At 40.2% G+C, this 22,160-nt stretch carries 13 protein-coding genes; 4 read left to right on the top strand and 9 right to left on the bottom strand.

The window, feature by feature from the left end; all coding sequences use genetic code 11:
- Nucleotides 1–73: 73 nt before the first annotated feature.
- The 7 genes from phnW to AC0L7T_RS27350 form a co-directional block, all read right to left on the bottom strand.
- Nucleotides 74–1,204: a 2-aminoethylphosphonate--pyruvate transaminase gene (gene phnW, locus AC0L7T_RS27380; protein ID WP_473339962.1), complete on the bottom strand. Its 1,131-nt coding sequence runs from the start codon at nt 1,202–1,204 to the stop codon at nt 74–76.
- Between the two features lie 146 nt (nt 1,205–1,350).
- Entirely contained in the window at nt 1,351–2,283 is a 933-nt protein-coding gene (gene egtD / locus AC0L7T_RS27375; RefSeq protein ID WP_473339960.1) for an L-histidine N(alpha)-methyltransferase, read from the bottom strand.
- Nucleotides 2,280–3,470 (bottom strand): ergothioneine biosynthesis protein EgtB, encoded by a 1,191-nt coding sequence (gene egtB / locus AC0L7T_RS27370; protein ID WP_473339958.1) that lies wholly within the window; start codon nt 3,468–3,470, stop codon nt 2,280–2,282. The genes egtD and egtB overlap by 4 nt, the downstream gene beginning before the upstream one ends.
- Before the next feature lie 113 nt (nt 3,471–3,583).
- Complete coding sequence (locus tag AC0L7T_RS27365; RefSeq protein WP_473339956.1) at nt 3,584–4,156, bottom strand: RidA family protein; 573 nt, start codon at nt 4,154–4,156, stop codon at nt 3,584–3,586.
- 59 nt (nt 4,157–4,215) lie between these two features.
- Nucleotides 4,216–5,835: an aminotransferase class V-fold PLP-dependent enzyme gene (locus AC0L7T_RS27360; RefSeq protein ID WP_473339954.1), complete on the bottom strand. Its 1,620-nt coding sequence runs from the start codon at nt 5,833–5,835 to the stop codon at nt 4,216–4,218.
- 4 nt (nt 5,836–5,839) lie between these two features.
- A complete protein-coding gene (locus tag AC0L7T_RS27355) occupies nt 5,840–7,060 on the bottom strand; it encodes an amidohydrolase/deacetylase family metallohydrolase (protein ID WP_473339952.1) in 1,221 nt (406 codons plus the stop codon).
- 23 nt (nt 7,061–7,083) lie between these two features.
- Nucleotides 7,084–8,355 (bottom strand): amidohydrolase/deacetylase family metallohydrolase, encoded by a 1,272-nt coding sequence (locus tag AC0L7T_RS27350; RefSeq protein ID WP_473339951.1) that lies wholly within the window; start codon nt 8,353–8,355, stop codon nt 7,084–7,086.
- 202 nt (nt 8,356–8,557) lie between these two features.
- Here AC0L7T_RS27350 and AC0L7T_RS27345 point away from each other — a divergent pair, with 202 nt between their 5' ends.
- Nucleotides 8,558–9,841, top strand: a complete 1,284-nt coding sequence (locus AC0L7T_RS27345; RefSeq protein WP_473339949.1) for an Nramp family divalent metal transporter — start codon at nt 8,558–8,560, stop codon at nt 9,839–9,841.
- Between the two features lie 84 nt (nt 9,842–9,925).
- Here the strand turns inward: AC0L7T_RS27345 and AC0L7T_RS27340 are convergent, their stop codons facing one another.
- Entirely contained in the window at nt 9,926–11,104 is a 1,179-nt protein-coding gene (locus AC0L7T_RS27340; RefSeq protein ID WP_473339948.1) for a hypothetical protein, read from the bottom strand.
- 606 nt (nt 11,105–11,710) lie between these two features.
- Complete coding sequence (locus tag AC0L7T_RS27335; protein ID WP_473339946.1) at nt 11,711–13,465, bottom strand: PQQ-dependent sugar dehydrogenase; 1,755 nt, start codon at nt 13,463–13,465, stop codon at nt 11,711–11,713.
- 573 nt (nt 13,466–14,038) lie between these two features.
- On the opposite strand from AC0L7T_RS27335, the gene AC0L7T_RS27330 reads away from it, so the two are divergent.
- From AC0L7T_RS27330 to AC0L7T_RS27320, 3 genes are all read left to right on the top strand, one after another.
- Nucleotides 14,039–17,107, top strand: a complete 3,069-nt coding sequence (locus AC0L7T_RS27330) for a SusC/RagA family TonB-linked outer membrane protein (protein ID WP_473339944.1) — start codon at nt 14,039–14,041, stop codon at nt 17,105–17,107.
- An 11-nt stretch (nt 17,108–17,118) separates the two neighbouring features.
- Nucleotides 17,119–18,732 (top strand): SusD/RagB family nutrient-binding outer membrane lipoprotein, encoded by a 1,614-nt coding sequence (locus AC0L7T_RS27325; RefSeq protein WP_473339942.1) that lies wholly within the window; start codon nt 17,119–17,121, stop codon nt 18,730–18,732.
- Nucleotides 18,733–18,853: 121 nt separating this feature from the next.
- The gene (locus AC0L7T_RS27320; protein WP_473339940.1) at nt 18,854–22,117 is read left to right on the top strand and encodes a VCBS repeat-containing protein; all 3,264 of its coding nucleotides are present in this window, start codon (nt 18,854–18,856) and stop codon (nt 22,115–22,117) included.
- The last annotated feature ends 43 nt before the right edge of the window (nt 22,118–22,160 follow it).

Raw genomic sequence — 22,160 nt, 5'->3', positions numbered from 1 at the left:
GGATTGCTGCATTATTAAACACAGCAGTCCGGAGGTTTTTTTTATGGTTAAACAGGATTCGAGATAGGATTAGTTACCAAAATTTGATTTTTTCTATAGCAGCGATTAGCCGCTGTATGTCCTCTGGGAATACATGACCAATATGCCCAATTCTAAAAGTTGCGGCTTTGGACACCTTTCCTGGGTAAATTACAAAACCTTCTTCTTTAAGCAAATGATACAATTTATTGAAAGAGAAGTAAGGACTTGAGGGTTCATGAAAAGCGGTAATAATGGGGGACTGATTTTCTTCAGAAAGGAAGGCTTCTATTCCCAGTTTCTTCATTCCCTTTACCAAAGTCTGGTGGTTATTGACATACCTTTTGTTCCGGGCAGAAATGCCTCCTTCTTCTTTTAATTCTTCGAGGGCTTGTAAAAATGCCCTTACGGTATGGGTAGGAGAAGTAAATCGCCATTTTCCAGGGTCATTTTCCATGGCCTCCCATTGGTCGTAAAGGTCTAAGGAATGGCTTTTTGAATTGCCTTTGCATGCTTGAAGAACCTCTCTTCGGGCAATGATAAAACCGAAACCAGGTACGCCTTGAATGCATTTATTGGCGCTACTGATCAGAAAATCAATTTTAGGAGAACGGATGTCAAGCGGTATTCCCCCAAAGCTACTCATGGCATCTAGAATAAAGCACTTGTTGTATTGCTCGGCCAATAATGCAATTGGCGCATAATCATTTAGCATACCTGTGGTGGTCTCACTGTGAACCATTCCTATATGGGTAATGTCTGGATTTTGCTTTAGCAATTCCTCTACTTTTTCCGGTTCAGGTTGCAAGTGTTCTTCCATTTCCAAAACCTCCAAACCGATGCCCATCAAAGAAACAATCTTAGCCATCCGTTTACCATAAGCACCATTTGAAATTACCAAAATTTTATCTTTTGGTTTTAAACAGGTCCACAAGACGGCTTCTACTGAAAAAGTACCACTTCCCTGCATTAAAACGGTAGTGTAGGAATCGCCTCCCTTGCTTAAGGCAAGTAAAGAACTGCGGATATTTTGTACAATTGTTTTGTAGTCTTCATCCCAGGTACACCAGTCGCGGTTCATGGCCTCTCTAACTGTTTTACTTGTACTCAAAGGGCCTGGAGTAAGCAGCAAATAAGGATTTTCAGGTATCATTTTAAAGTAAATTTCTGTGGATTCTTCAATCAAATATAATTGATCTTGGGATTGGATCCTGTCAAAAAGGTATATTATTAATGAATAAAATCTCAGACAGTTTCGCCATCGCTCACTGTCTGAGATTGTCTAAATATATACTTTATTTCAGTAAAAAGGAATTTAAGTTCTTTCTGTTTTTAGTACTCAAAAAGGCTAATGCTAAAATACCTTTGGCTGTCTGTGAAATGGTGTTCCGTCTTAAACCCTGCTTTTTCACGTAAATAATCGAGGTCCGAAAGGTTGTATTTTTGGGAGATCTCCATGTGTACAGGTTCGTTTCTTTCAAAGGCAATTGTTTGACCTGCCACCTGAACATTTTGCTGAACTTTGCTGATAAGGAAACTTTTGGTGGTACCACTTAAGGGATCGTAACTTGCAAAGTGGTCAAAGTCTTCGGGAACAAAATTCCCCTCCAATTCTCTATTGATACGGTGAAGGAGGTTCAGGTTAAATCTTTTGGTGATTCCTTCAGGGTCGTCATAAGCCATTAAAATGGTATGTGGGTGTTTTTTCAAATCTGCTCCAAGCATGAAAAAATCGCCATCAGTTAAATATTGACGAACAAACTGTAGAAATTCTACCGCTTTTTCCCCTTCAAAATTACCGATATTACTTCCCATAAATAGGACAATTTTCGGGTTTTGCCTGGGTTTGATTTTTTCAAGTGTTTGAAAATAATCCCCAGCTATGGGCAATATGTTTAAATCTGGAAACTTATCACCAATCACTTTCTTATTGAATTCTAGAATATCAGAAGAAATATCAAGGGGTAAGTAATTTATTTCTTTCCCAGCTTTAAGTATTGCTTCAAGGAAAATGGCTGTTTTTGTTCCATCTCCTGCACCCAATTCTACGACATCATAATTGTCGTTTGGAAGAAAGTCTATTATCTCATGGCTTCTATTACGTAAAATTTCAGTTTCACATCCCGGCAGATAATAACTATCCATCTGCATGATTTCCTGAAATATTGCAGAGCCTTTATCGTCATAAAAATACTTAGAGGAAAGCTGTTTGGGTTGTGAGGCAAGACCTTTTAGAATGTCTTTCTCAAAAATTTTGTTGGTCATATTGATTGGGCAAGTCTGATTCCTGAAAAAATCCATTGGGAAGGGGGAGCAAAGAAATTACGGTAAGTTTTTCTGCTATGGTTGGCAGCTGTGGCAGCAGACGCACCTCTGAGCACTTGCTGATTGACCATAAATTTACCGTTGTACTCTCCCAAAGCACCTGGGGCCTTTTTAAAACCTGGGTAGGGTAAATAGGCACTTGCTGTCCATTCCCAAAGTTGACCCCAGCTAAATTGGTCGGCCGCTACCTCCCATTCAAATTCTGTGGGCAATCTCATGCCTTTCCATTCCGCAAAAGCATAAGCTTCATAAAAACTTACGTGTTGAACAGGTAAATCCGGATTAATGGGTTGCAACCCGTTAAAGGTATAGTTCTGCCATTCACCTTTTACTTTGTGCCAATATAGGGGGGCTTTTATTCCATTTTTACTGATATGGTCCCAGCCATCAGAATGCCAAAGGTTAAAGTCTGTATAACCTCCAGACACAATAAATTCCATGTATTCCTGATTGGTAACCAGGTTTTTGGAGATACTATAAGGTTCTAAAAAGACGCGGTGTTTTCCTAATTCATTGTCATAGGAGAAGCCATCACCAGAAAAACCAATTTGTTTTATCCCTTCAGTAATTTCCACCCAACCTGCTTCCTGAATTTCAGGCTTGCTGGAAAAAAGGTCTCCATAAATGGGGAAGGTAGGCTGATTGCCCAAAATGTATTTAATGTCGTAGACAAGTAATTCCTGATGTTGTTGTTCGTGGTTGATCCCAAGTTCAAGAATGTCCAGCATTTCTTTGCTGGGCTCATCACTTTCAAATAATGCAAACACTGCATCAGTAACATACTTTCGATAGGACAATACTTCATTCACAGGTGGCCGACTCATCAGTCCTCTGTTCGGGCGCAAGACCCTGTCGCCAGCATTGTTGTAATAGCTATTGAACAAAAAGGCGAAGTCTTCATCGTATACCGCGTAACTACTGGAGAAAGGGATTAATAAAAACTGTTCAAAAAACCAGGTGCTATGTGCCAGGTGCCATTTGGGTGGAGATACTTCAGCTATTGGTTGAGGAACATAATCTTCCACTTGTAGTGGCGCACATATTTTCTCGGTTTGCATCCGACAAGTTTTAAACCTGTCTAAAAGTATTGGGATTGTTAGTGATTGCTGCTTTAATTCCCTTGCCATGAAAACTAATTTTTGTTGGGTTATTGTTTCTAACAAATAAAGATAGGGATGGTTTTCACCATCCCCATCTTTTTAGCAATTATCGGGCTAAAATTCTTATAACTATATATTGATTAGTCATAAAGCTCTACTATCATCTCTATTTCAACAGAAATATTGGATGGCAATGAACCCATACCAATGGCAGCTCGGGCATGCTTTCCTTTTTCGCCAAATACTTCTACCATCAAATCTGAAAAGCCATTGATGACTTGTGAATGTTGGGTAAAAGAAGGATCTGCGTTGACCATGCCTTTGGCACGAACGATGTTTTTAACTCGATTTAGGTCTCCTATTTCAGCTTTCAAAGAGGAAAGTAGCGAGATACCTGCAAAACGGGCTGCTGCTATGCCTTCTTCCAGACTGATTTCACTGCCCAATTTTCCTGTCACTTGAGAACCATCAGGTCTGTCAGGTCCGGTCCCAGCCAGATAAACCACATTGCCTAAAGTTTTTGCCTTAAGGTAATTGGCTGTCGGCGGTTTCGGGGTGATAAGCTCGATTCCCAAATCTTTGATTCTTTGCTCGGCATCTATTCCATCTGTTTTCTGTTCTGTAGCGGCCTCTTTTTTATTGGAGGATGGTGGTCCACCACATCCGGCTAAACATAAGAAAGGAATAAACACTAATAATGCAATTTTTCTCATCGTATGATTTATTTTTTTAATTCAATTTTTTGTGGTGTTTTACTTTTGAAAGCAACGGATCAAGTTGCCAATGGAGGCCCACCTGGTACGGAAATCTTTTGTTTCCGCTGTTTGCTTTCCCATTTTTTGGCAGTAAACTGGGCAGTTAAGTATTCACCCATAAATACCTCTCCTGATATTTGGCCATTTTTTAACTTGCCAGTAAACATGTAAACAACAGAATCACCAGGTTTTCTGAAATGACTTCTGATTTTTATTGTGTCTCCTTCAATGGTACCATAGACATCCTGCTCTGCAAAATCACTTTGATGCGTTCCGTTTAGCCAGTTGCCATCTTGCTCAAGCATCATGTGATGTGTGCTTTCGCTGCTAAAGAAAGTCATTTCTACGTTCCACCTTCCAGAAATGTCTGAAGCTGGTGAAGCCATCGATGTATCAGGTGTAGGTCTCTTTTTAGATAAGGTATCATGTAGTCTTTTTGCCACTACTTTTGCTTCTCCATCCTGCATTTGGCTAGGGGTAACATTGATTGAGGTCAATCCATCTTTGTTACCACTTCCAATTGCAATTCTTGGTTCAGACCTGCCGAATAGCTCAGCAACTTCTTCGCCTGTAATATTCAATTGTGTTGGATCCCAACTAACTATTAATCCTGGAGCTCTATTGTTAAGGCTGTCGGGAAGGGTTATTTCGTGGGTTACACCTTTTATTTTGGTGGCTTTCTCTGCGATTAGGTTTAGCCATTCCATCCATCGGTCCCATTCTTTATCATGGTCTCTGGTAGTCCAGGCTTCTACTGCTGCGAGCATTCCCAGCATTTCCTCTTTCCCTACTTTATTGTCTCTTCCTGGTCCGTGATGCGGAGAGCTTGCCTGCCATGCAGAAAGCATCAGGTCTTTTCTGCCTAGTAAAAGTCCGGCACATTGAGGGCCACACATGGCTTTCCCACCACTGTAAGCTACCATGTCTGCACCACGCTCAAAATGCACTACTGGAATACTAAGGTTTTCAGCTGCAGCATCTACCATAATTGGGATGCTTTGTTTTTTTGCTACTTTGGCAATGGCTTCTACCGACATAGGTTGTCCGGTAGCAGAACTTCCATTTGCCAGCAAATAGATCATGGCAGTTTTAGGATTGATGGCTTTTTCCAACTCTTCCATACTGTGAACTTCTACCACCGTAATCCCAATATTTCTAACCGCATGGTCATAAACATTTCTGGAATGCCTTGGGATGATTACTTCGGTTTTATCCAGTCCGGATAAGTCAGGAATTCTGAGCAATTTTTCAGGATTACCTCCTGTAACACAAGCGGCAGTACCATGCTTCATCGCTGCCGCACAACCTGCGGTGACAATACCGAATTCAGCTTTGGTGATTTCAGAAAGCCTTTCTCCAATGGCAAATGCCAATTCATCGTATTGAACGAAGTTTTTTGAGGCTGCGGCCATGGCTGCGTGTACTTCTGGTCGTTCGATAGAACCACCTATAATCGTGAAAGTACCCCGACAATTGATAATTGGAACCACTCCAATTGATTTATAAATATCCTCATCAAGGGCAAGTGGTCCCTTGGCAACATTTTTATCCGGTGAAGCCATAAGTGGCGACATACTCATAAGGCCTCCTCCAACGGGAAGGATGGCCAGGTTTTTCAACATTTCTCTTCTATCCATAATTTTAGTGGTATTTGTCTGCTGCCAAGCCATTGAGGTCATAGACGACTTTTCCGTCTTTCATGGTCAGCTCTGTTTCTAATTTATATTTACCTTCAATTTTCTTTTTTCCTGCATCAATAAAGCCGAAGTCCCCTTCGAGTAATCCTATTAAAGTTAAATCAGCCACTGCACCTACACTTAGATGGCCCAGATCTTCTCTGTGTATTGCCTGTGCAGTTTTCCAAGAAGCTTTTTCAATAACATCTTCTACGCTCATTCCGATATTAATGAATTTGGACATGACATTCAACATGTTCTTCATTCCGCTATTCATGCTAAAGCGATGGAGGTCTGTACCAAATGAATTGGGAACCAAACCCTGCTGGTAGGCAGGAATGGCTTGACTGAACCAAAAGCCAGCACCGCCATGGCCTACATCGAAATTAATTCCTCTTTCATAGGCCGCCTTCACAAAAGGATGTAACCTGCCCTCTGAATCTATGATGGGTAATCTTTCATCTATTTCTTCAAAGCTATGAGTGATGATGTCTCCCGGGCGCATTTTGTTCAGTTGGTCTTCAAGCGAATACTCCGGCAAGTGACATTCTACCAGTATAGGTTTTCCAGCTCTTCCCGAAGCTAGTAATGCATTGTCAAAAGGAAGCCAGTCGGTGCCCGTATAATGTCCAATTTTAATACCTACCAAAATATCTGGGTACTGCTTCAAAGTCTCATATGCCTTTTCCGCATCCATGTCAGATAGGTTCTCTTGAGTAGAATCACCGCTCATTCCCGTTCCTGATATATTTAGAAACGCTAAAACCCTGGTTTTTGAGGCGTCGATAACATTTGTTTTGAAAGTCTCGAAATTTCGCCATCCAGAGGTGCCTGCATCTACGACAGTAGTGATGCCGGAACGGAAACTGAAATCGTCAGGTGATACACTGTTAAACCCATCCGCAAAAGTTTTGCTTTTGCTGCCTACAAATACATGGGTGTGCGGATCTATCAAACCAGGACTAAGAATTAGTCCTGAAGCTTCAATTACCTTCTTCGCCAGGTTTACAGGAATATTTTTAGAGACAGCTGCTATTTTTCCATCCGATACGGCGACATCCATGGTATCACGGATATCATTTTTTGCATCAATGAGGTAAGCCCCTCTTATGAGAAAATCATATTCCTGGCCAATTGCCTGCAAATTGTAAGCGATACAAAAGCATATAATAAGAAAAAACCTCATGGTTGTCTTTTACGCTATTTTTACTATTTAAACTCTGATTCCCAGTAAGGGACACTCAACCCATTAAGGTCCCATACTACTCTACCGGCTCTGATGGTCATTTCAGTCTCCAATCGTTTGTCTCCATCTATTTTGGTTCTTCGGATGTCCAAAAACCCAAAATCTCCTTTTCTAAGCGTAAAAATAGCGATGTCTGCTTCAGTTCCAACATCCAGGTGGCCCAGCTCTTTTCGGTTTATTACTTGTGCAGGGTTCCAGGTTGCTCTAAGGACCACTTCTTCCATGGTCAATCCCATGTTCATGAATTTTGACAATAGGTTGGCCATGTCTTTAAAACCACTGTTCATGCTTTGGCTATGAAGGTCAGAGCTTATTACATCAGGTAAAAAACCTTGTTGTATGGCTGGGATCGCCTGACGAAAAGAAAAAGCGCCCCCTCCATGTCCAACGTCGAAATTTATACCTCTTTTCTGTGCTTCAAATACAAAGGGTTTGACTTTAAGGTCTTCATCAACGATTGTTTCTCTATTATTAGGCCCATAAGAAAAGGTGTGCGTGAAAATATCCCCAGGTCTAAGGTGCTTCATAAACAATGCTTCAATAGAATTGGTAGGCTGGTGTTCACCAAAATCCACCATTACTGGCACTTCAGCCAATTTCCCTGCTTCCACCGCCAAGTCTACTTGGGTGAAGTCTCCCCAATAATGAGCTGATTTTATTCCTACCAAAATATCAGGAAACATTTTTGTAATCATGTTGGCAGTCATGGTTGGATTCATGTCCGTGACATCTTGCTCTTCCAGTCGGCCGTACATCCCGGTGCCTACTATGTTCAATAGGGCCAGTACTCTGGTTTTTGATTGGTCGATGGTTTGTTTTTTGAATTGACGGAAATTTCGCCAGCCCGAGGAACCCGCATCGACTACAGTAGTTACACCAGACCTGAAAGTAAAACCATCGGGTGGTAAACTTGTCAATGCATTGGCTATGTAGGATTCTGTATCCGCACCATTAAAAACATGAACGTGCATGTCTATGAGCCCGGGAGTGACATAATAACCTTTAAGATCGATGGTTTTTTTCGCTGTGTTTTCTGGAATGTTTTTGGCTATCTTTACAATATTCTTTCCAGTAATGCCAATATCCATGGTTTCACTGATCCCATTTTTGGGGTCTATTACATGGCCACCTTTAAGTAATAAGTCAATTTCTTGTGCATTAGCGCTAAATGAAATCAGTAGGCTAGTGCAAAGGAAAATTGCTAATGATTTATTAAGGAGATTAGTAATAGACATGGGGAGTGAATGAGAGGTTAGGAACTATATCACGAAGGAAAATGGGTTTATCCTTAAAAGAGGATCGGAAATATTGTAAAAAAAATTGTTTAAACAAAGCCATATTTTATTAAAATTTCATCTATCTAATGTAATCTCTTTTTATTCAAAATAAAAATTTACAAATTAACACCTCATTTAAATTTACCCAAAATCAATAACAATGGAGCCAGGCAACAAAACCAGTAACAATACTATTATTCAAAAAATTTGGTTATGGATGCTTGGGATTGGCCCAGGCATTTTCTGTATAGGCTATACCATAGGTACCGGAAGTGTAACCTCTATGGCCAAGGCGGGGAGTGAGTTTGGTATGCAACTGCTATGGGTTTTGGTGTTGAGTTGTGTTTTTGCCTGGGTGCTGATGGAGGCATATGGGAGGTATGCTGTTGTCACTGGGCAAACATCCATTTATAGTTTTAAAACCAAACTAAAAGGAGGCAAATTGATTTCCTTTCTGATTGTTGGAGGCATCATTCTCGCCCAATGGAATTCCTTGTCTGGAATACTTGGTTTAAGTGCCAATGCTATTTATGAAATGATTCTTTTGTTTTTTCCAAACATGGAAGGAGGGAGCTCCTATTGGATAATACTAGGAATTGCCATCGTTTTGATTCTGGTGATGTATGCCTTTTTGTGGGTAGGTCAATATTCGTTTTTTGAGAAAGTACTGGTGGTTTTTGTGACCATAATGGGATTGTCTTTTATCATTTCCATGTTTATGGTCTTGCCTGACCCGAGCCAGATGGCCAGGGGATTGATCCCAAGTGTTCCTCAGGTACCAGGAGGGAAATTACTAGTAGCTGCTTTTGTAGGTACCACCATGGCGGCACCCACTTTTGTGGTGAGGCCACTTTTGATGAAAGGCAAAGGATGGGGACCGGCGAATACCAAGGATCAATCCAGGGATGCATTGACAGGAGCTATTTTGATGTTGATCATCAACCTCTCCATTATGGCTGCCGCTACGGGGGCCTTACATTCAGAGGGCAAGACAATCGAAAAAGTAATGGACATGGTTTATTTGTTGGAACCAGTTGCTGGTAAATTTGCCGTAGCGCTATTTATGACTGGGGCCTTAAGTGCTGGTCTGTCTTCTATTTTTCCTATACTAATGGTAGCACCACTATTAGTGGCAGATTATAAAGAAGGAGAGCTGGATACCGGATCTGTTCGTTTCAAGGTATTAACAGGAATAGCATGTGTAGTAGGATTAACAGTACCAATTTTAGGTGCCAATCCCATATTTGCTCAAATATTGACACAGGTGGCTGCGGTATTTGTATTGCCGCTTGTGATTGCCTGTATCATGTATCTGGTCAATCAAAAATCCTTGATGGGTGATCAGAAAGCCGGACTATGGCTTAATTTTGGATTGCTTTCAGCATTTGTGTTTGCTTGCATCATCTCTTACACAGGAGCCGTGGCATTGATTGAGTTGCTGTGATTGGAATATGAGCGGGACTTTGTAATGTAAATAATAAGGTAGAGGCCCAAGGAAGAAAAGGCGAATGATTGCTACGTCTCATTATTATTCAAAACTCAACTCCATTCTATAAAGGGTCACATAATTTTCTTCTACATCAAATAGATCTGGGTTTTTCAAAGCGATTATTTCATTGTTTTTGTTAACAGCATTGGGGTAATATACGCCCTGAGGGAATTTGACGTTGCTGTCAAGGACATTGTAATCTTTGTCCACGATGACTGCATAAAAGGCATCTTTCTTTTCCATCTCCATTTTGGTTTGATTCGGGAAATTTGTCTTTATATCCTTTTGTTCCTCTTCCGTCAAGCCTTTTCTATAAACTATTACCGTATACTCGTCCATGAATAGGATGTCATTGACGTTTCCTGGGCGTGCGCCACCATTAATATCAAAAAATTGCTCACTATTTTTCATTTCTACGCCCTGGTAATTGTTCATTCCAGAGATTTGCAAATCAATGGCTTTCTCGAATAATATGCCCTCGGGATTTTCTTTGTATAGATAAACAAAGGGATCAAACCATGTTGAGACCAACCAGTCATTCCCTTTATTTTTAATTACTGGAACATAAATGCCGTGATTCATGCCGTCCTTAAAAATGCTTTGTGCGGGAATCTCTAAATATTGTTTGGTCTCACCAGTTTTAGCATTGTGCTTTTCAAGTAGCGACTTACTGTAATAATTTTTATAAAACTGTTCTCCCATACCATCTACGAAGTCTTCATCAACAAGTGGTTTGAGATAATAAAACGCTTCTCCACTTTGCTTAATTAAAGGTAGGTGGGGAGGGAAAAACAAATAGCTATGTGGATATGGGATTTTTGCCTCAGGGCTGATGCTTGAGTCAGGATTAAGTTTCACAAAACCTTTTTCCATGTCATAAATAATGATGGCACCATTAAGAAAACCTGTGCTTCCAGGGTTTGCAAGTGCTTTTGGGCCTTCCTCAGGAATGGTAAAATGGGAAACAATGGCTCCTTTATCATTTACCCGGAAAATCTGGCGTACTCCAATTCCGGCATTTGACAAGAGGTAATTGTTTGATTGTGGATCAAAGCCTTTCAGGTGTAAGGGATCTAAATTATCAAAATTGATTGAGTCCGTAACCGTTATGGAAAATTTTTTTTGCGCTGTATTTTCCTTTGGGCCATTGCAACTCAGAACAAGTCCAAGAATTATAATGAATACTCCACTATTTAAAAAGGTATAGAATCTTCTCATATTAACTCCTTATAAAGCTTAGTGATGTACGATAGCTCACATTTTTAGTGATTGGTCTTAACTAAAGATGTAATCTATTTATAAATAAGGTGGAATAAAAATATTGTGTGTGAATTCAAATACTGCAATTGAAGGGTTGCTGTGTTGGGAAAGGGTGCGACATTCCCAATCAGTAGGAGATTCCTTCGTCTTTCTTGGCGCAAATGCCCTGCAAATCCTCGGAATGATGATTCTTTTTTGTACCGTCACTGCGAACCTTTTTTGGGGTGGTGTTGTATAGGGATAGGGTGTGGCAATCTTATCACGTTTGAGATTCCTTCGGCTTCCTTGGCGCAAAGGCCCCGCAAATCCTACTGATGACAGATTTTAATATTCTCTGGTAAGGTGCCACTGACATTAGCGAAAAGCGGTTTCAATGTTGAACTTACTGGAGGCTAATGTCCTACAAATGCCAACTCAATTACACCCTGGGTCGCACCTCCTGCGTCGGCTTACCTAGGGCTACAAAGATTGCACCCCGCTGGGGTGCGGCATTGTGATATTGTCATCTGGATTGCTGCATTTCGAAAATGTTAAACCTCGCAATGACGATTTTGTTTGGGCCTATTATTTTGAGATTTTAGCCCTGACCTTTGCTACATCTTCTTTTGAGATGGCAGTGGCATTGTTATCGAAGTTCTGCCGGATAAAGGTCAAGACTTCTGAAATCTGCTCATTGGTTAAAAACTGATGGGCTGGCATTACATTGTCGTATGGTTCTCCATTCACCACGATTTCACCATCAAGTCCCTGAAGAACGATATTGATAAGTTTGTCTTTATTTCCGGTTACCCAATCCGTATGTCTTAGGCCCGGGATTCTTCCAGTAGCGCCATTTCCATCTCTTTGGTGGCAAGGGGAGCAATAAGTATTGTATACTTTTTTACCTTCCGGGAGTTGACCTTTGTCTTGGTTGTCTTCTTCAGGGTGTGGGTTGCGAATATTGGCAACCAGCTTTTGTGCTTCCATTTTAGCCAATTCAGCCTCTCCAAATGTGGCTTTGTCTCCTTTATATAGTATCCTCCAGATTTTTCCGACCATTGAATCAGACACATACAAAGAACCATCCGGTCCTTGAGCAAGCCCCATAGGCCTGAATTCCGCATCATTGGTATTTACGATAAGTTCTTTGCCTGCGAAACCATTGGCGAAAACCTCCCAATCTCCACTTGGTTGTCCATTTTTAAAAGGGACAAAAGCCACAAAGTAGCCAGACTGTTGATAGGGTGATCGGTTGGTGGATCCGTGGAAAGCGATGAAAGCACCATTTTTATATCGATCAGGAAATTGGTCTCCCGTGTAGAATAGCAGGTCGTTGGGTGCCCAGTGTCCAGGAAATCCCATAACAGGATCGTCCATGTCTGCGCAACGGCCAACAATTTCACCATCACCTCCATATTCAGGGGCAAGTACCTTTTTGCCCTTGATCTGGTCATAGTAACAGTAAGGCCAGCCATAATCGCCACCTTTTTCTACACGAATAAATTCCTCTGAAGGAAGAACAGCACTTTCCCAAGAGCTAAATGTCTCTGGATACAATAAGTGGAGGTTGTCTCTACCGTGCATGACGAGGTAGATATTTTTGTCTTCCTTATTATAATCCATGGCCACTACACTTCTAATGCCTGTAGCGTACAATTCCCCATCTTTTTGGGTCATGTTTAATTTATCCATTTTGAATCGCCATACCCCGCCATGTTCGATTAATTCTGGACAAGGGTCTAAGCCGGTTGAGCCTGGGATTCCTCCTGGTCTGTTCGCCATGTCCTGACAGGCATTGGAGGGACTTCCAAAGGGTACATACATGTATCCTTCATCATCGAAAGAAATTGGTTTTGTAATGTGCCAATGAATTCCGTGTTCATGGTCATCTGTAAGGATTATCTCCATCGGGCTGTCGGGAACCAGTTTGCCTGGTACCAATTTATTTCTATACACCACTCTAGCAGCACTGTAATATAAATAACCGTCATGGATGCGCATGCCATTGGCAAGGCTTCCTTCATCCTCATAATCTCCGAAGTGGGTAATAATGTTTGCTTTGCCATCACCAGTAGTATCCCTAAGTGCGACATTACTTCCGGTACCTTTGGCATATCTTAGTTTTACATAAATATCGCCATTGGTATTTACTGCCAAGTGGCGCGCTTTACCGATACTATCTACAACTACCAGTGCGCCAAATCCATCGGGCAGGATTATACCATTATTATTAGGATCTGTTTCAGGTAAATTTGAAGGGATGCCACAGGAAAAGAGCAGGATACAAAAAAGATTAAGAAATAGTAATTTTTTTATAAGTGGTAGATGTGAGTTTTTCATTTCTTTTGGGCAAAATTTCATGATAATTGATAAAATTCTAAGAATTTAACAATAAAATTTTTAGAAAGATATGACTATATAGAAATTATTGCAATATTCATAAAATAATACAAATAGAGATTTTATTTTGGGTCTCGGAATAAAAGTGTAGGAAAAAGTTGTCGTAAAGTGTTTAATTTTGAGAATGTCGTATTTTATTAGTAAAAATTATTAGAATACTTGACGGGGGTTGGTAAAATTTTTGCTTTTTAACAGGTATTTTTTTTAAATTAAATTATTTCAAAGGTAAACGGCTTGGATGAGCAAAATATTTTTCAGTATATTAGCATTTAATCCACCCATAAGTTATAAATAACCTTGCATTTTAATTCATAACCAATTGAATGTTTATTAGTTGTCAATACTATAAAAGCATTCATTAAATTATGAGTTAATGGAAGTATTATGTTAGTTGGATTTTAAATTGTCTCGGAGTGGGTCCGAGAGGTATTGCTGGAATTCAGCGATTTTCAAGTAAAAATTAAACATTGGAAAAATTCCAATAGTCATTTAATTAAATTTGTTCATTTACTTATGAAAAAAAGATTACTCGTGTTTTTTCTGGCCTTGTTTACGATACAAGCAATGGCCCAGAATCGGACCGTCACAGGTACTGTGACGGATGCAGACGCTGATGCTCCTTTACCGGGAGTCAGCATATTGATAAAAGGATCCAGTACAGGAACCATCACTGACATGGATGGTAAATATACGCTGGATGTTTCAGGTTCATCTACTGTTTTGATTTTCTCCTATTTAGGATATGGGAAAGTTGAAAGAGCAGTAGGGAATAACAGTGAGCTTAATGTAGCTCTTGCTGGAGAAGAATCAGCATTATCAGAAGTAGTAGTTACTGCTTTTGGTTTAGAGAGAGAAAAGAAAGCATTGACTTACACAACTCAAGAGGTAAATACTGAAGAGCTTACTCAAGCGAGAGAATTGAACGTAGTAAATTCTCTTTCTGGTAAAGTTGCCGGTCTTTCTATTAACCGTTCTGGTAGTGGTGTAGGTGGATCAACCAGGGTAGTATTAAGGGGTAACCGTTCCATTAGTGGAGACAGTCAGCCTCTTTATATAGTAGATGGTGTTCCTGCTAAAGGAATTGAGACACTTAATCCAGATGATATTTCAAGTATAAACGTATTGAAAGGTCCAAATGCAGCGGCCCTTTATGGTAGCCGTGCAAACAACGGTGCCATTGTGGTAACTACAAAAAGAGGATCAACTGAAGGTTTTAAAGTAAGTCTTAATACTTCTTACATGTTCGATCAGCCTTTGATCTTGACTAATTATCAAAATATTTATGGTCAGGGAAGTAATGGAAATTATTCTCCAACTTCTGAATTTTCTTGGGGTCCTAAAATGGATGGTTCTTCTGTAGCGTTTTGGTCTCCGGACCCGAATAGTGGCATAGATACCTATGCGTTTTCACCTCAGCCAGACAATATCAGTGATTTCTATCAAACTGGTCACAATCTTGCTACAACATTGGCTATCAGTGGAGGTAATGACAAAAATCAGACGTATTTCTCTTATACTTTTACTGATGCTGCAGGAGTTGTGCCTAACAATGAATTGGGAAGACACAGTATTAACTTAAGGTTGACCAATAAATTAACTGATAAATTGACTTTAGATTCTAAAATCAATTATATCCGTCAAGATATCAACAACCAACTTGCTCAGGGCGAGAATTATGCTAACCCAACAAGACACATTGTAAGGTTGCCAAGAAATATTAGAACTGAAGATATTTCTAATTTTGAGTACATAGATGAGTCTGGCCAAGCGCGTCAAAACTATTTCAATCCTGGGTCCAATGGTGGAGCAAATCCTTACTGGCCTTTGAATAGAAACCTTAGTAAAGATAGCTTTGACAGAATTATTGCTTTCACTTCATTGAATTATGAAGTGGCTGAAGGCTTGACCATATTAGGTAGAGCTTCTTTGGATCGTACTTTTGCTGTAAATGAAGAAAAACTATACAATGATACTTATATCATTGCGCAGAACGGTAGATTCTCAGTTGGTCAATCAGAAAGTATGGAAATCAATACTGATTTCTTGATCTCTTACGAGAAAACATTGAGTCAAGATTGGTATTTCAATATCAATGCAGGTGGTAACTCAAGAATCAACAGAAATTCCAGCTTAAGTTCAAATACTGGACAGAACATGATTGTTCCTAATTTCTTTGCTTTGAGTAACACACAGCAAGTGAGTTCTTCCTATGGTGTAGGAAGTCCTAAGGATGTGAATTCACTTTATGGATTTGGTCAGTTGGCATGGAAAAATGCGATCTTCTTGGATATTACTGCAAGAAATGACTGGTCATCTACGTTGCCAAGAGAAAACTGGTCTTTTTTCTACCCATCTGTAGGTTTAAATGCTGTAATCTCTGATTTAGTTGAATTCCCTTCCTGGTTTACTTTTGCTAAGGCAAGAGGTTCCTTTGCAGAAGTAGGTAATGATACCAACCCTTACCAATTACAAAGAACTGCTTCATTTGGTGCAGGTGGTTTGGGAGGTTATGTATCCTTGAGTACGCAATTGCCAAATGCTAATTTGCTTCCAGAAAGTACAAGATCTATTGAGGTAGGTACTGACTTAAGATTTTTGGATAACCGTTTGGGTTTAGATTTCACCTATTATAAGACGAACTCATTCAATCAGTTGTTTACTGTTGCCTTGCCTGTAGGATCAGGAGCTTCTAGCTTTTTCACCAATGGTGGAGATGTGCAAAATGAAGGAATTGAAGTAGTGCTTAATATCACTCCTATGAGGAGAGCTGATTTCAACTGGAACATTACTGGAAACTTTGCCAGAAATATATCTATGGTAAATGAGATCAATGACGAACGACCAAGTATAGTTGTAGGAAGTGATTTCTTAAGGGAATTTAGAGTTGAAGAAGGTGAATTGTTTGGAGAAGTATATTCCAGAGGTTATTTAAGAAATGATGACGGCGCTGTAATTATAGGTGCCAATGGTGTTCCTAGAACAACTCCTGGTAAAACTGTAAGGGTTGCGAATTACAATCCTGTTTGGACTGGTGGTATTCAAAATACTTTCACGTACAAGAATTTCACAGCCAATTTCACAATTGATTTCAGACAAGGTGGTAGCATTGCATCTTTCACAAACGCAGTAACTTTTGCTGACGGTGTGACGGAAGAAACACTTTACGGAAGAGATGGAGGATTAATCTTCGGTGACAATTTCATGTCTCATGAAACTGCAGTGATGGAACTTGAGGATGGAACATTTGTTCCTAATACGATCGAAACTACAGCTGAACTGTTTTGGGTAAATATGGGAGGTAGAAATGCTCCAATTGGAGAAGTATTTTCTGTATCTGCTACAAACATAAGAATGAGAGAAGCTGTAATTGGGTATGCTGTTCCTGCTAGTAAATTAGAGGGCTTGCCTTTGAATTCTGTTAGTATTTCTTTCGTAGCCAGGAATTTATTTTTCTTCCTAAACGAAGCTGGAAATATTGATCCGGATGTAACCGTTGGAACATCTGCTTCGGCTCAGGGATTTGATTCCTTTGCACCGCCGACTGCCAGATCTTTTGGTTTTAATCTTAATTTAGGATTTTAAAAAATTTGAAGATGATAAAAATTTCTAAAATAGCAATGGGTTTATCCGTAGCAGCACTATCACTAGGTGCTTGTACGGAAAACTTTGAAGAGTTAAACACCCGACCAGATGCACTTGTTGCAGACAACCTGGATATTGGTCTATTGGGTAATGCATTTGCAAATGCTCAGGCTCGTGCAATGTATCTTGCTCCAGGAGGAGGTACTTCAGGCTTCCAGATTGCCCAAAGTTTATTTGGTGACTTGTACTCTCAGTACTTTGCCACCACTCAGGTAAACTTTGACTCTGATCGTCATACACAAGTAGGTGGATGGTCCAATAGTGCTTGGAATTATTACTATGGACAAGCTGCACCGGTTATTCAATTTGTAGAGGAATTTACTGAAGCGAATGAGCTTCCAGTAGAGAACGCTATAATTAAAATTTGGAAAGTAGCTGGATACCATAGAATTACTGATTATTGGGGTCCTATTATCTATTCCAATTTTGGTAATGGTGAAACCAGTGTCGCATATGATACTCAAGAAGATGTTTACAAGGATTTCTTCAAGTTGTTAGATGAGTCAGTAGCTGTTTTAAAACAGAATACTGGTAAAAGTGCTTTCGTTGGTCATGACCAAATATATGGTGGTTCTGTTGACAAGTGGTTGACATTTGCCAATACACTTAGGTTGAGACTAGCCATGAGAATTAGGTTCGTAGAACCTGCTATGGCTAAAACTGAAGCGGAAAAAGCTGTAGCTGATGGCGTAATGGCCACGAATGCAGATGGCGCACAGATTCAAACTACCGTTAACTCAAGAAACCCTTATTGGATCATTACCAACTGGGGTGAGTACAGAATGAGTGCTTTGATGGAAAGTGTAATGGTAGGTTATGATGATCCTAGAACTGGTATCTTTTTTAGCGAAACAGTTGATTATCAAAACACAGGAGTTGGTATGCCTCACAAAGGCTTGAGAAATGGACTTTCCAGAGAAGAATTGGGTACGCCTAATTTGAATGATCTAAATTCAGATATGGGAACAATCTTCCTAAATGAAGGTAGAGGAGGAAGTGCAGCTGGAGAACCTTGGAGAGTACTTAGTGCTGCTGAAGCTCAGTTTTTATTGGCTGAAGGTGCTGCCGAAGGATGGGCCATGGGCGGTACTGCTCAGGAGTTCTATGAAAAAGGAATTACGCTATCTTTGCAAGAGCCAAGAATTGCTGCTGATGCTGCAACTATCTCTGCTTATTTGAATAGCGATAATACGCCTAGTGATGTAACGTACTCTTACAAACCTGAATGGAATATTGCTGCGAATTCAGATATTCCTGTAAAATTCATGACAGGTGGTACAAAAGAACAACAATTAGAACAGATTGGTACCCAGAAATGGATCGCCATCTATCCTGATGGTTGGGAAGCTTGGGCTGAGTTGAGGAGAACTAATTTCCCAACACCATACCCTCGCTTAAATTCTGACAATGAATATGTACCTGCAGATGAAGTGATGCCTAGGTTGATCTTTGTTTCTGGCGAATATTCCAATAATCGTGAAGCTGTTGAAGCTGCTGAAAAATTTCCTGAATTAGTAGGAGGAAACTTGAATAGCACGAAGCTTTGGTGGGATGCTAAGCCTTAATTAGAATTAATAATAAAGAAGTAAATGAAAAGTGCCGTTTTTAACGGCACTTTTTTTATTTTTACATCAAATTACATTAGCCATGAAAGTTTGTTTACAGTCCCTATTAAGTTTTTTTTTAATGGCTTTCATTTTTTCCTGTCAACAGGAGGACCCAAATGCTTTGTTTACAAAAGTTTCATCGGCTTCATCAGGAATAGCATTTAAAAACCTGGTAAAGGAATCAGATGCCTTTAATGTGCTTACCTATGGTTATTTTTATCAGGGTGGAGGAGTAGCTGTTGGCGATATAAACAATGACGGTTTGCCAGACATTTACTTTACTGGTAATATGATGGCCAGCAAACTTTATTTAAATAAAGGCAATTTCGAATTCGAAGACATTACTACTGCAGCAGGTGTTGGGGCTGAAGGATTATGGAACACCGGCACCACCATGGCCGATGTAAATGGCGATGGACTTTTAGATATTTATATTTGCAGATCAGCAGCGAAGGATCCTGACAAACGAATAAACCAGCTGTATATCAATCAAGGTGATCTCACTTTCATAGAAGCTGCCAAAGATTACGGTTTAGATGATCCTGGATATTCAACGCAGGCTTCCTTTTTTGACTATGACAATGATGGAGATTTGGACATGTTCCTTCTCAACCATTCTACCCAGGAATATGCTGGCTTTAGCAGAATTGATGGTTCTTTTAAAACCAGAACAGGAGATTTTTTAGGTGATAGATTGTATAGAAATGACAATGGCCAATTTATAGACGTTACCAAAGAAAGTGGTATTATTGAGAATGTTTTGGGCTTCGGCCTTGCCGTCACGGTAAGCGATTATGACAATGATGGTTGGCTTGATATCTATGTTAGCAATGACTATAACGAAGAAGATTACCTCTATTATAACCAAAAAGATGGCACTTTTAAAGAAGCGTTAAGAGGCCATATGGGACACGTGTCCCTATTCTCCATGGGGGCAGATGCAGCAGATATGAACAATGACCTGTTGCCAGACTTACTCACCATGGACATGATGCCGGAGTTTAATTTCAACCAAAAAGCAATGCTTGGGCCGGAGAATTACGGAAAATACAGTGAATTATTGAACAAAGGTTTTTATCCGCAAAGCATGCGTAACATGTTCCAGCTCAATCAAGGAGATGGCAACTTTGTTGAAATTGCCCAATACAGTGGGGTTGCCCATACCGATTGGAGTTGGGCCGTTCTGGCAGCGGATTTTGACAATGATGGCTGGAAAGATATTTTTATCAGCAATGGTTACGCACGCAATTACCTGGATATGGACTTTATGAATTATGTGGTAGATGCGCGTATAAAAGCCAATCAAACTGGAAAAGAAGAAGCATTAATGGAATTGATCGATAAGATGCCTCCCATTTATGTTAGCAATTATTTGTACCATAATCAGGGTAACTTAAAATTTGAGAATAAAGCTGAAGAATGGGGACTTGAGGAAGAAACGGTATCCAATGCAGCCGCTTATGCTGACCTGGATGGGGATGGTGATTTGGACCTAATCGTCTGCCATACCAATGACCCTGTAACGGTTTTTAGAAACAATAGTGAAAGGCTTTACAAGCATTCTTTCCTTAAAGTAAGGCTAAAAGGAACAGGTTTAAACAGTAGAGGAATAGGCGCTAAAGTTTTGATTTTTTCAAATGGAAACCAGTATCATCAGGAGCTAATTCCTACCAGGGGATATCAATCCTCTGTGGACCAGGAATTGGTATTTGGCTTGGGTCAAAATACAACAATAGATAGTCTACAGGTTTTTTGGCCAACCGGTGAAACCCAAACCATTGCTCAGGTTTCCATTAACCAAACAATTCTGTTGGATCAGTCTGAAGGCAAAATACAAGAAGCGGCGAAAGTAGAGGCGTTCAAATTGTTGGAAGAAGTAACAGGAGCCTTAGGTATTGCATATACCCATCAAGAAACCAATTTTCTGGATTTTTCCCAGGACAGATTAATGCCCAATGGCATGGGCGCTGTGGGGCCTAAATTGGCCATAGCTGATGTGAATGGTGATCTGTTGGAAGATCTATATATTGGAGGAGGAAAAGATCAGGCAGCCGTTTTATACGTCCAAAATTCCCAAGGTAAATTCTCTGTAAGTAAACAAACGGCTTTTGAAGCAGACAGTCGTTTTACTGACACTGATGCAGTTTGGCTGGACGCAAATGGAGATGGATACCTTGATCTATATGTAGTAAGTGGAGGCACTGACTATCCCAAAGGAAGTGAAATGTACCAAGACAGGCTATACCTCAATGATGGTAAGGGTAATTTCAAAAGAAGCAATGAGTCCCTTCCTCAGATGCCTGTGAGTGGTGGAGCAGTTGCTAGCAGCGATTTTAATGGAGATGGTTTGCCTGATTTATTTGTAGGGGGACGTTATCTGCCAGGCAATTACCCGGAAGCTCCCCGGAGTTATTTGTTGGAAAATGATGGAAAAGGGAGCTTTAAAGATGTCACACAGGACTACAATCCAGCGTTGATGGTGCCCGGTTTGGTGAGTGATGCTTGTTTTGTAGACACGAATGGGGATGGTAAAAACGAATTGGTTATTGCAGGAGAGTGGATGGGAATACAGATTTATAGCCTGGAAGGAGAGCGATTTGTGGCCAAACATACAACACTAACCGAGGCAACAAAGGGATGGTGGTTAAGCCTGTACCCAACAGATCTTGATGGAGATGGGGATATGGATCTCTTGGCCGGAAATTATGGAGAGAACCTGGTTTACAAGGCCAATGCTGAACAACCTTTGCAGGTTGTATATAAAGATTTTGACAATAATGGAAGAACAGACCCAATCCTGACCTATTATAAGGCAGATACAAGTTCATTTGCCTTTAGTAGGGATGAAATAATCGGACAATTGCCAAAATTGAAAGGCAAATTCATGGATTACAAATCATTTGCTGAAGTAAGCGTGGCAGATCTTTTCGGTACATTGGATCTTAGTGGAGCCGACACGCTTCTGGCAGACAACTTGTCTTCATTGGCTTTAATTAATGATGGGATGGGTAATTTTACCATAGATAAATTACCGATGGAGCTCCAGCTTTCCCCTCTTTTTGCAATGAACAAAGCTTTAATCCCTCAGCAGAATCAATCGATATTACTAACTGGTGGTAACATTAGCAAGACGCGTGTAAGTACAGGGCAGTTGGATGCCAACCCAGGATTTGTATTCAGTATAGATGAAAAAAACGTTGCGCTAAAGTCAATCCCAGTTGCGAAAACTGGCTTATTCTTCCAAGAGGAGGTAAGGGATATAAAAACAATCAAGATTAACGAGGAAAGCTACTTTATATATTCCTTTAACAATTCAGCAGTGCGGATATTTAAACTTCGGTAGTTTTAACCCGGACTTTGAGATAGGATTGCCAGCAATTAACCCT

The sequence above is a fragment of the Cyclobacterium sp. 10D3-21 genome, assembly GCF_055809755.1.
The sequence above is the reverse complement of the archived record's forward strand: the minus strand, read 5'-3'. Positions and strand labels throughout refer to the sequence as shown.

What these genes read in the sequence shown, in the direction of transcription:
- egtD (WP_473339960.1), bottom strand. Translation starts at nt 2,283, where the DNA reads ATGACCAACAAAATTTTTGAGAAAGACATTCTAAAAGGTCTTGCCTCA.
- egtB (WP_473339958.1), bottom strand. Translation starts at nt 3,470, where the DNA reads ATGGCAAGGGAATTAAAGCAGCAATCACTAACAATCCCAATACTTTTA.
- AC0L7T_RS27365 (WP_473339956.1), bottom strand. Translation starts at nt 4,156, where the DNA reads ATGAGAAAAATTGCATTATTAGTGTTTATTCCTTTCTTATGTTTAGCC.
- AC0L7T_RS27360 (WP_473339954.1), bottom strand. Translation starts at nt 5,835, where the DNA reads ATGGATAGAAGAGAAATGTTGAAAAACCTGGCCATCCTTCCCGTTGGA.
- AC0L7T_RS27355 (WP_473339952.1), bottom strand. Translation starts at nt 7,060, where the DNA reads ATGAGGTTTTTTCTTATTATATGCTTTTGTATCGCTTACAATTTGCAG.
- AC0L7T_RS27350 (WP_473339951.1), bottom strand. Translation starts at nt 8,355, where the DNA reads ATGTCTATTACTAATCTCCTTAATAAATCATTAGCAATTTTCCTTTGC.
- AC0L7T_RS27345 (WP_473339949.1), top strand. Translation starts at nt 8,558, where the DNA reads ATGGAGCCAGGCAACAAAACCAGTAACAATACTATTATTCAAAAAATT.
- AC0L7T_RS27340 (WP_473339948.1), bottom strand. Translation starts at nt 11,104, where the DNA reads ATGAGAAGATTCTATACCTTTTTAAATAGTGGAGTATTCATTATAATT.
- AC0L7T_RS27335 (WP_473339946.1), bottom strand. Translation starts at nt 13,465, where the DNA reads ATGAAAAACTCACATCTACCACTTATAAAAAAATTACTATTTCTTAAT.
- AC0L7T_RS27330 (WP_473339944.1), top strand. Translation starts at nt 14,039, where the DNA reads ATGAAAAAAAGATTACTCGTGTTTTTTCTGGCCTTGTTTACGATACAA.
- AC0L7T_RS27325 (WP_473339942.1), top strand. Translation starts at nt 17,119, where the DNA reads ATGATAAAAATTTCTAAAATAGCAATGGGTTTATCCGTAGCAGCACTA.
- AC0L7T_RS27320 (WP_473339940.1), top strand. Translation starts at nt 18,854, where the DNA reads ATGGCTTTCATTTTTTCCTGTCAACAGGAGGACCCAAATGCTTTGTTT.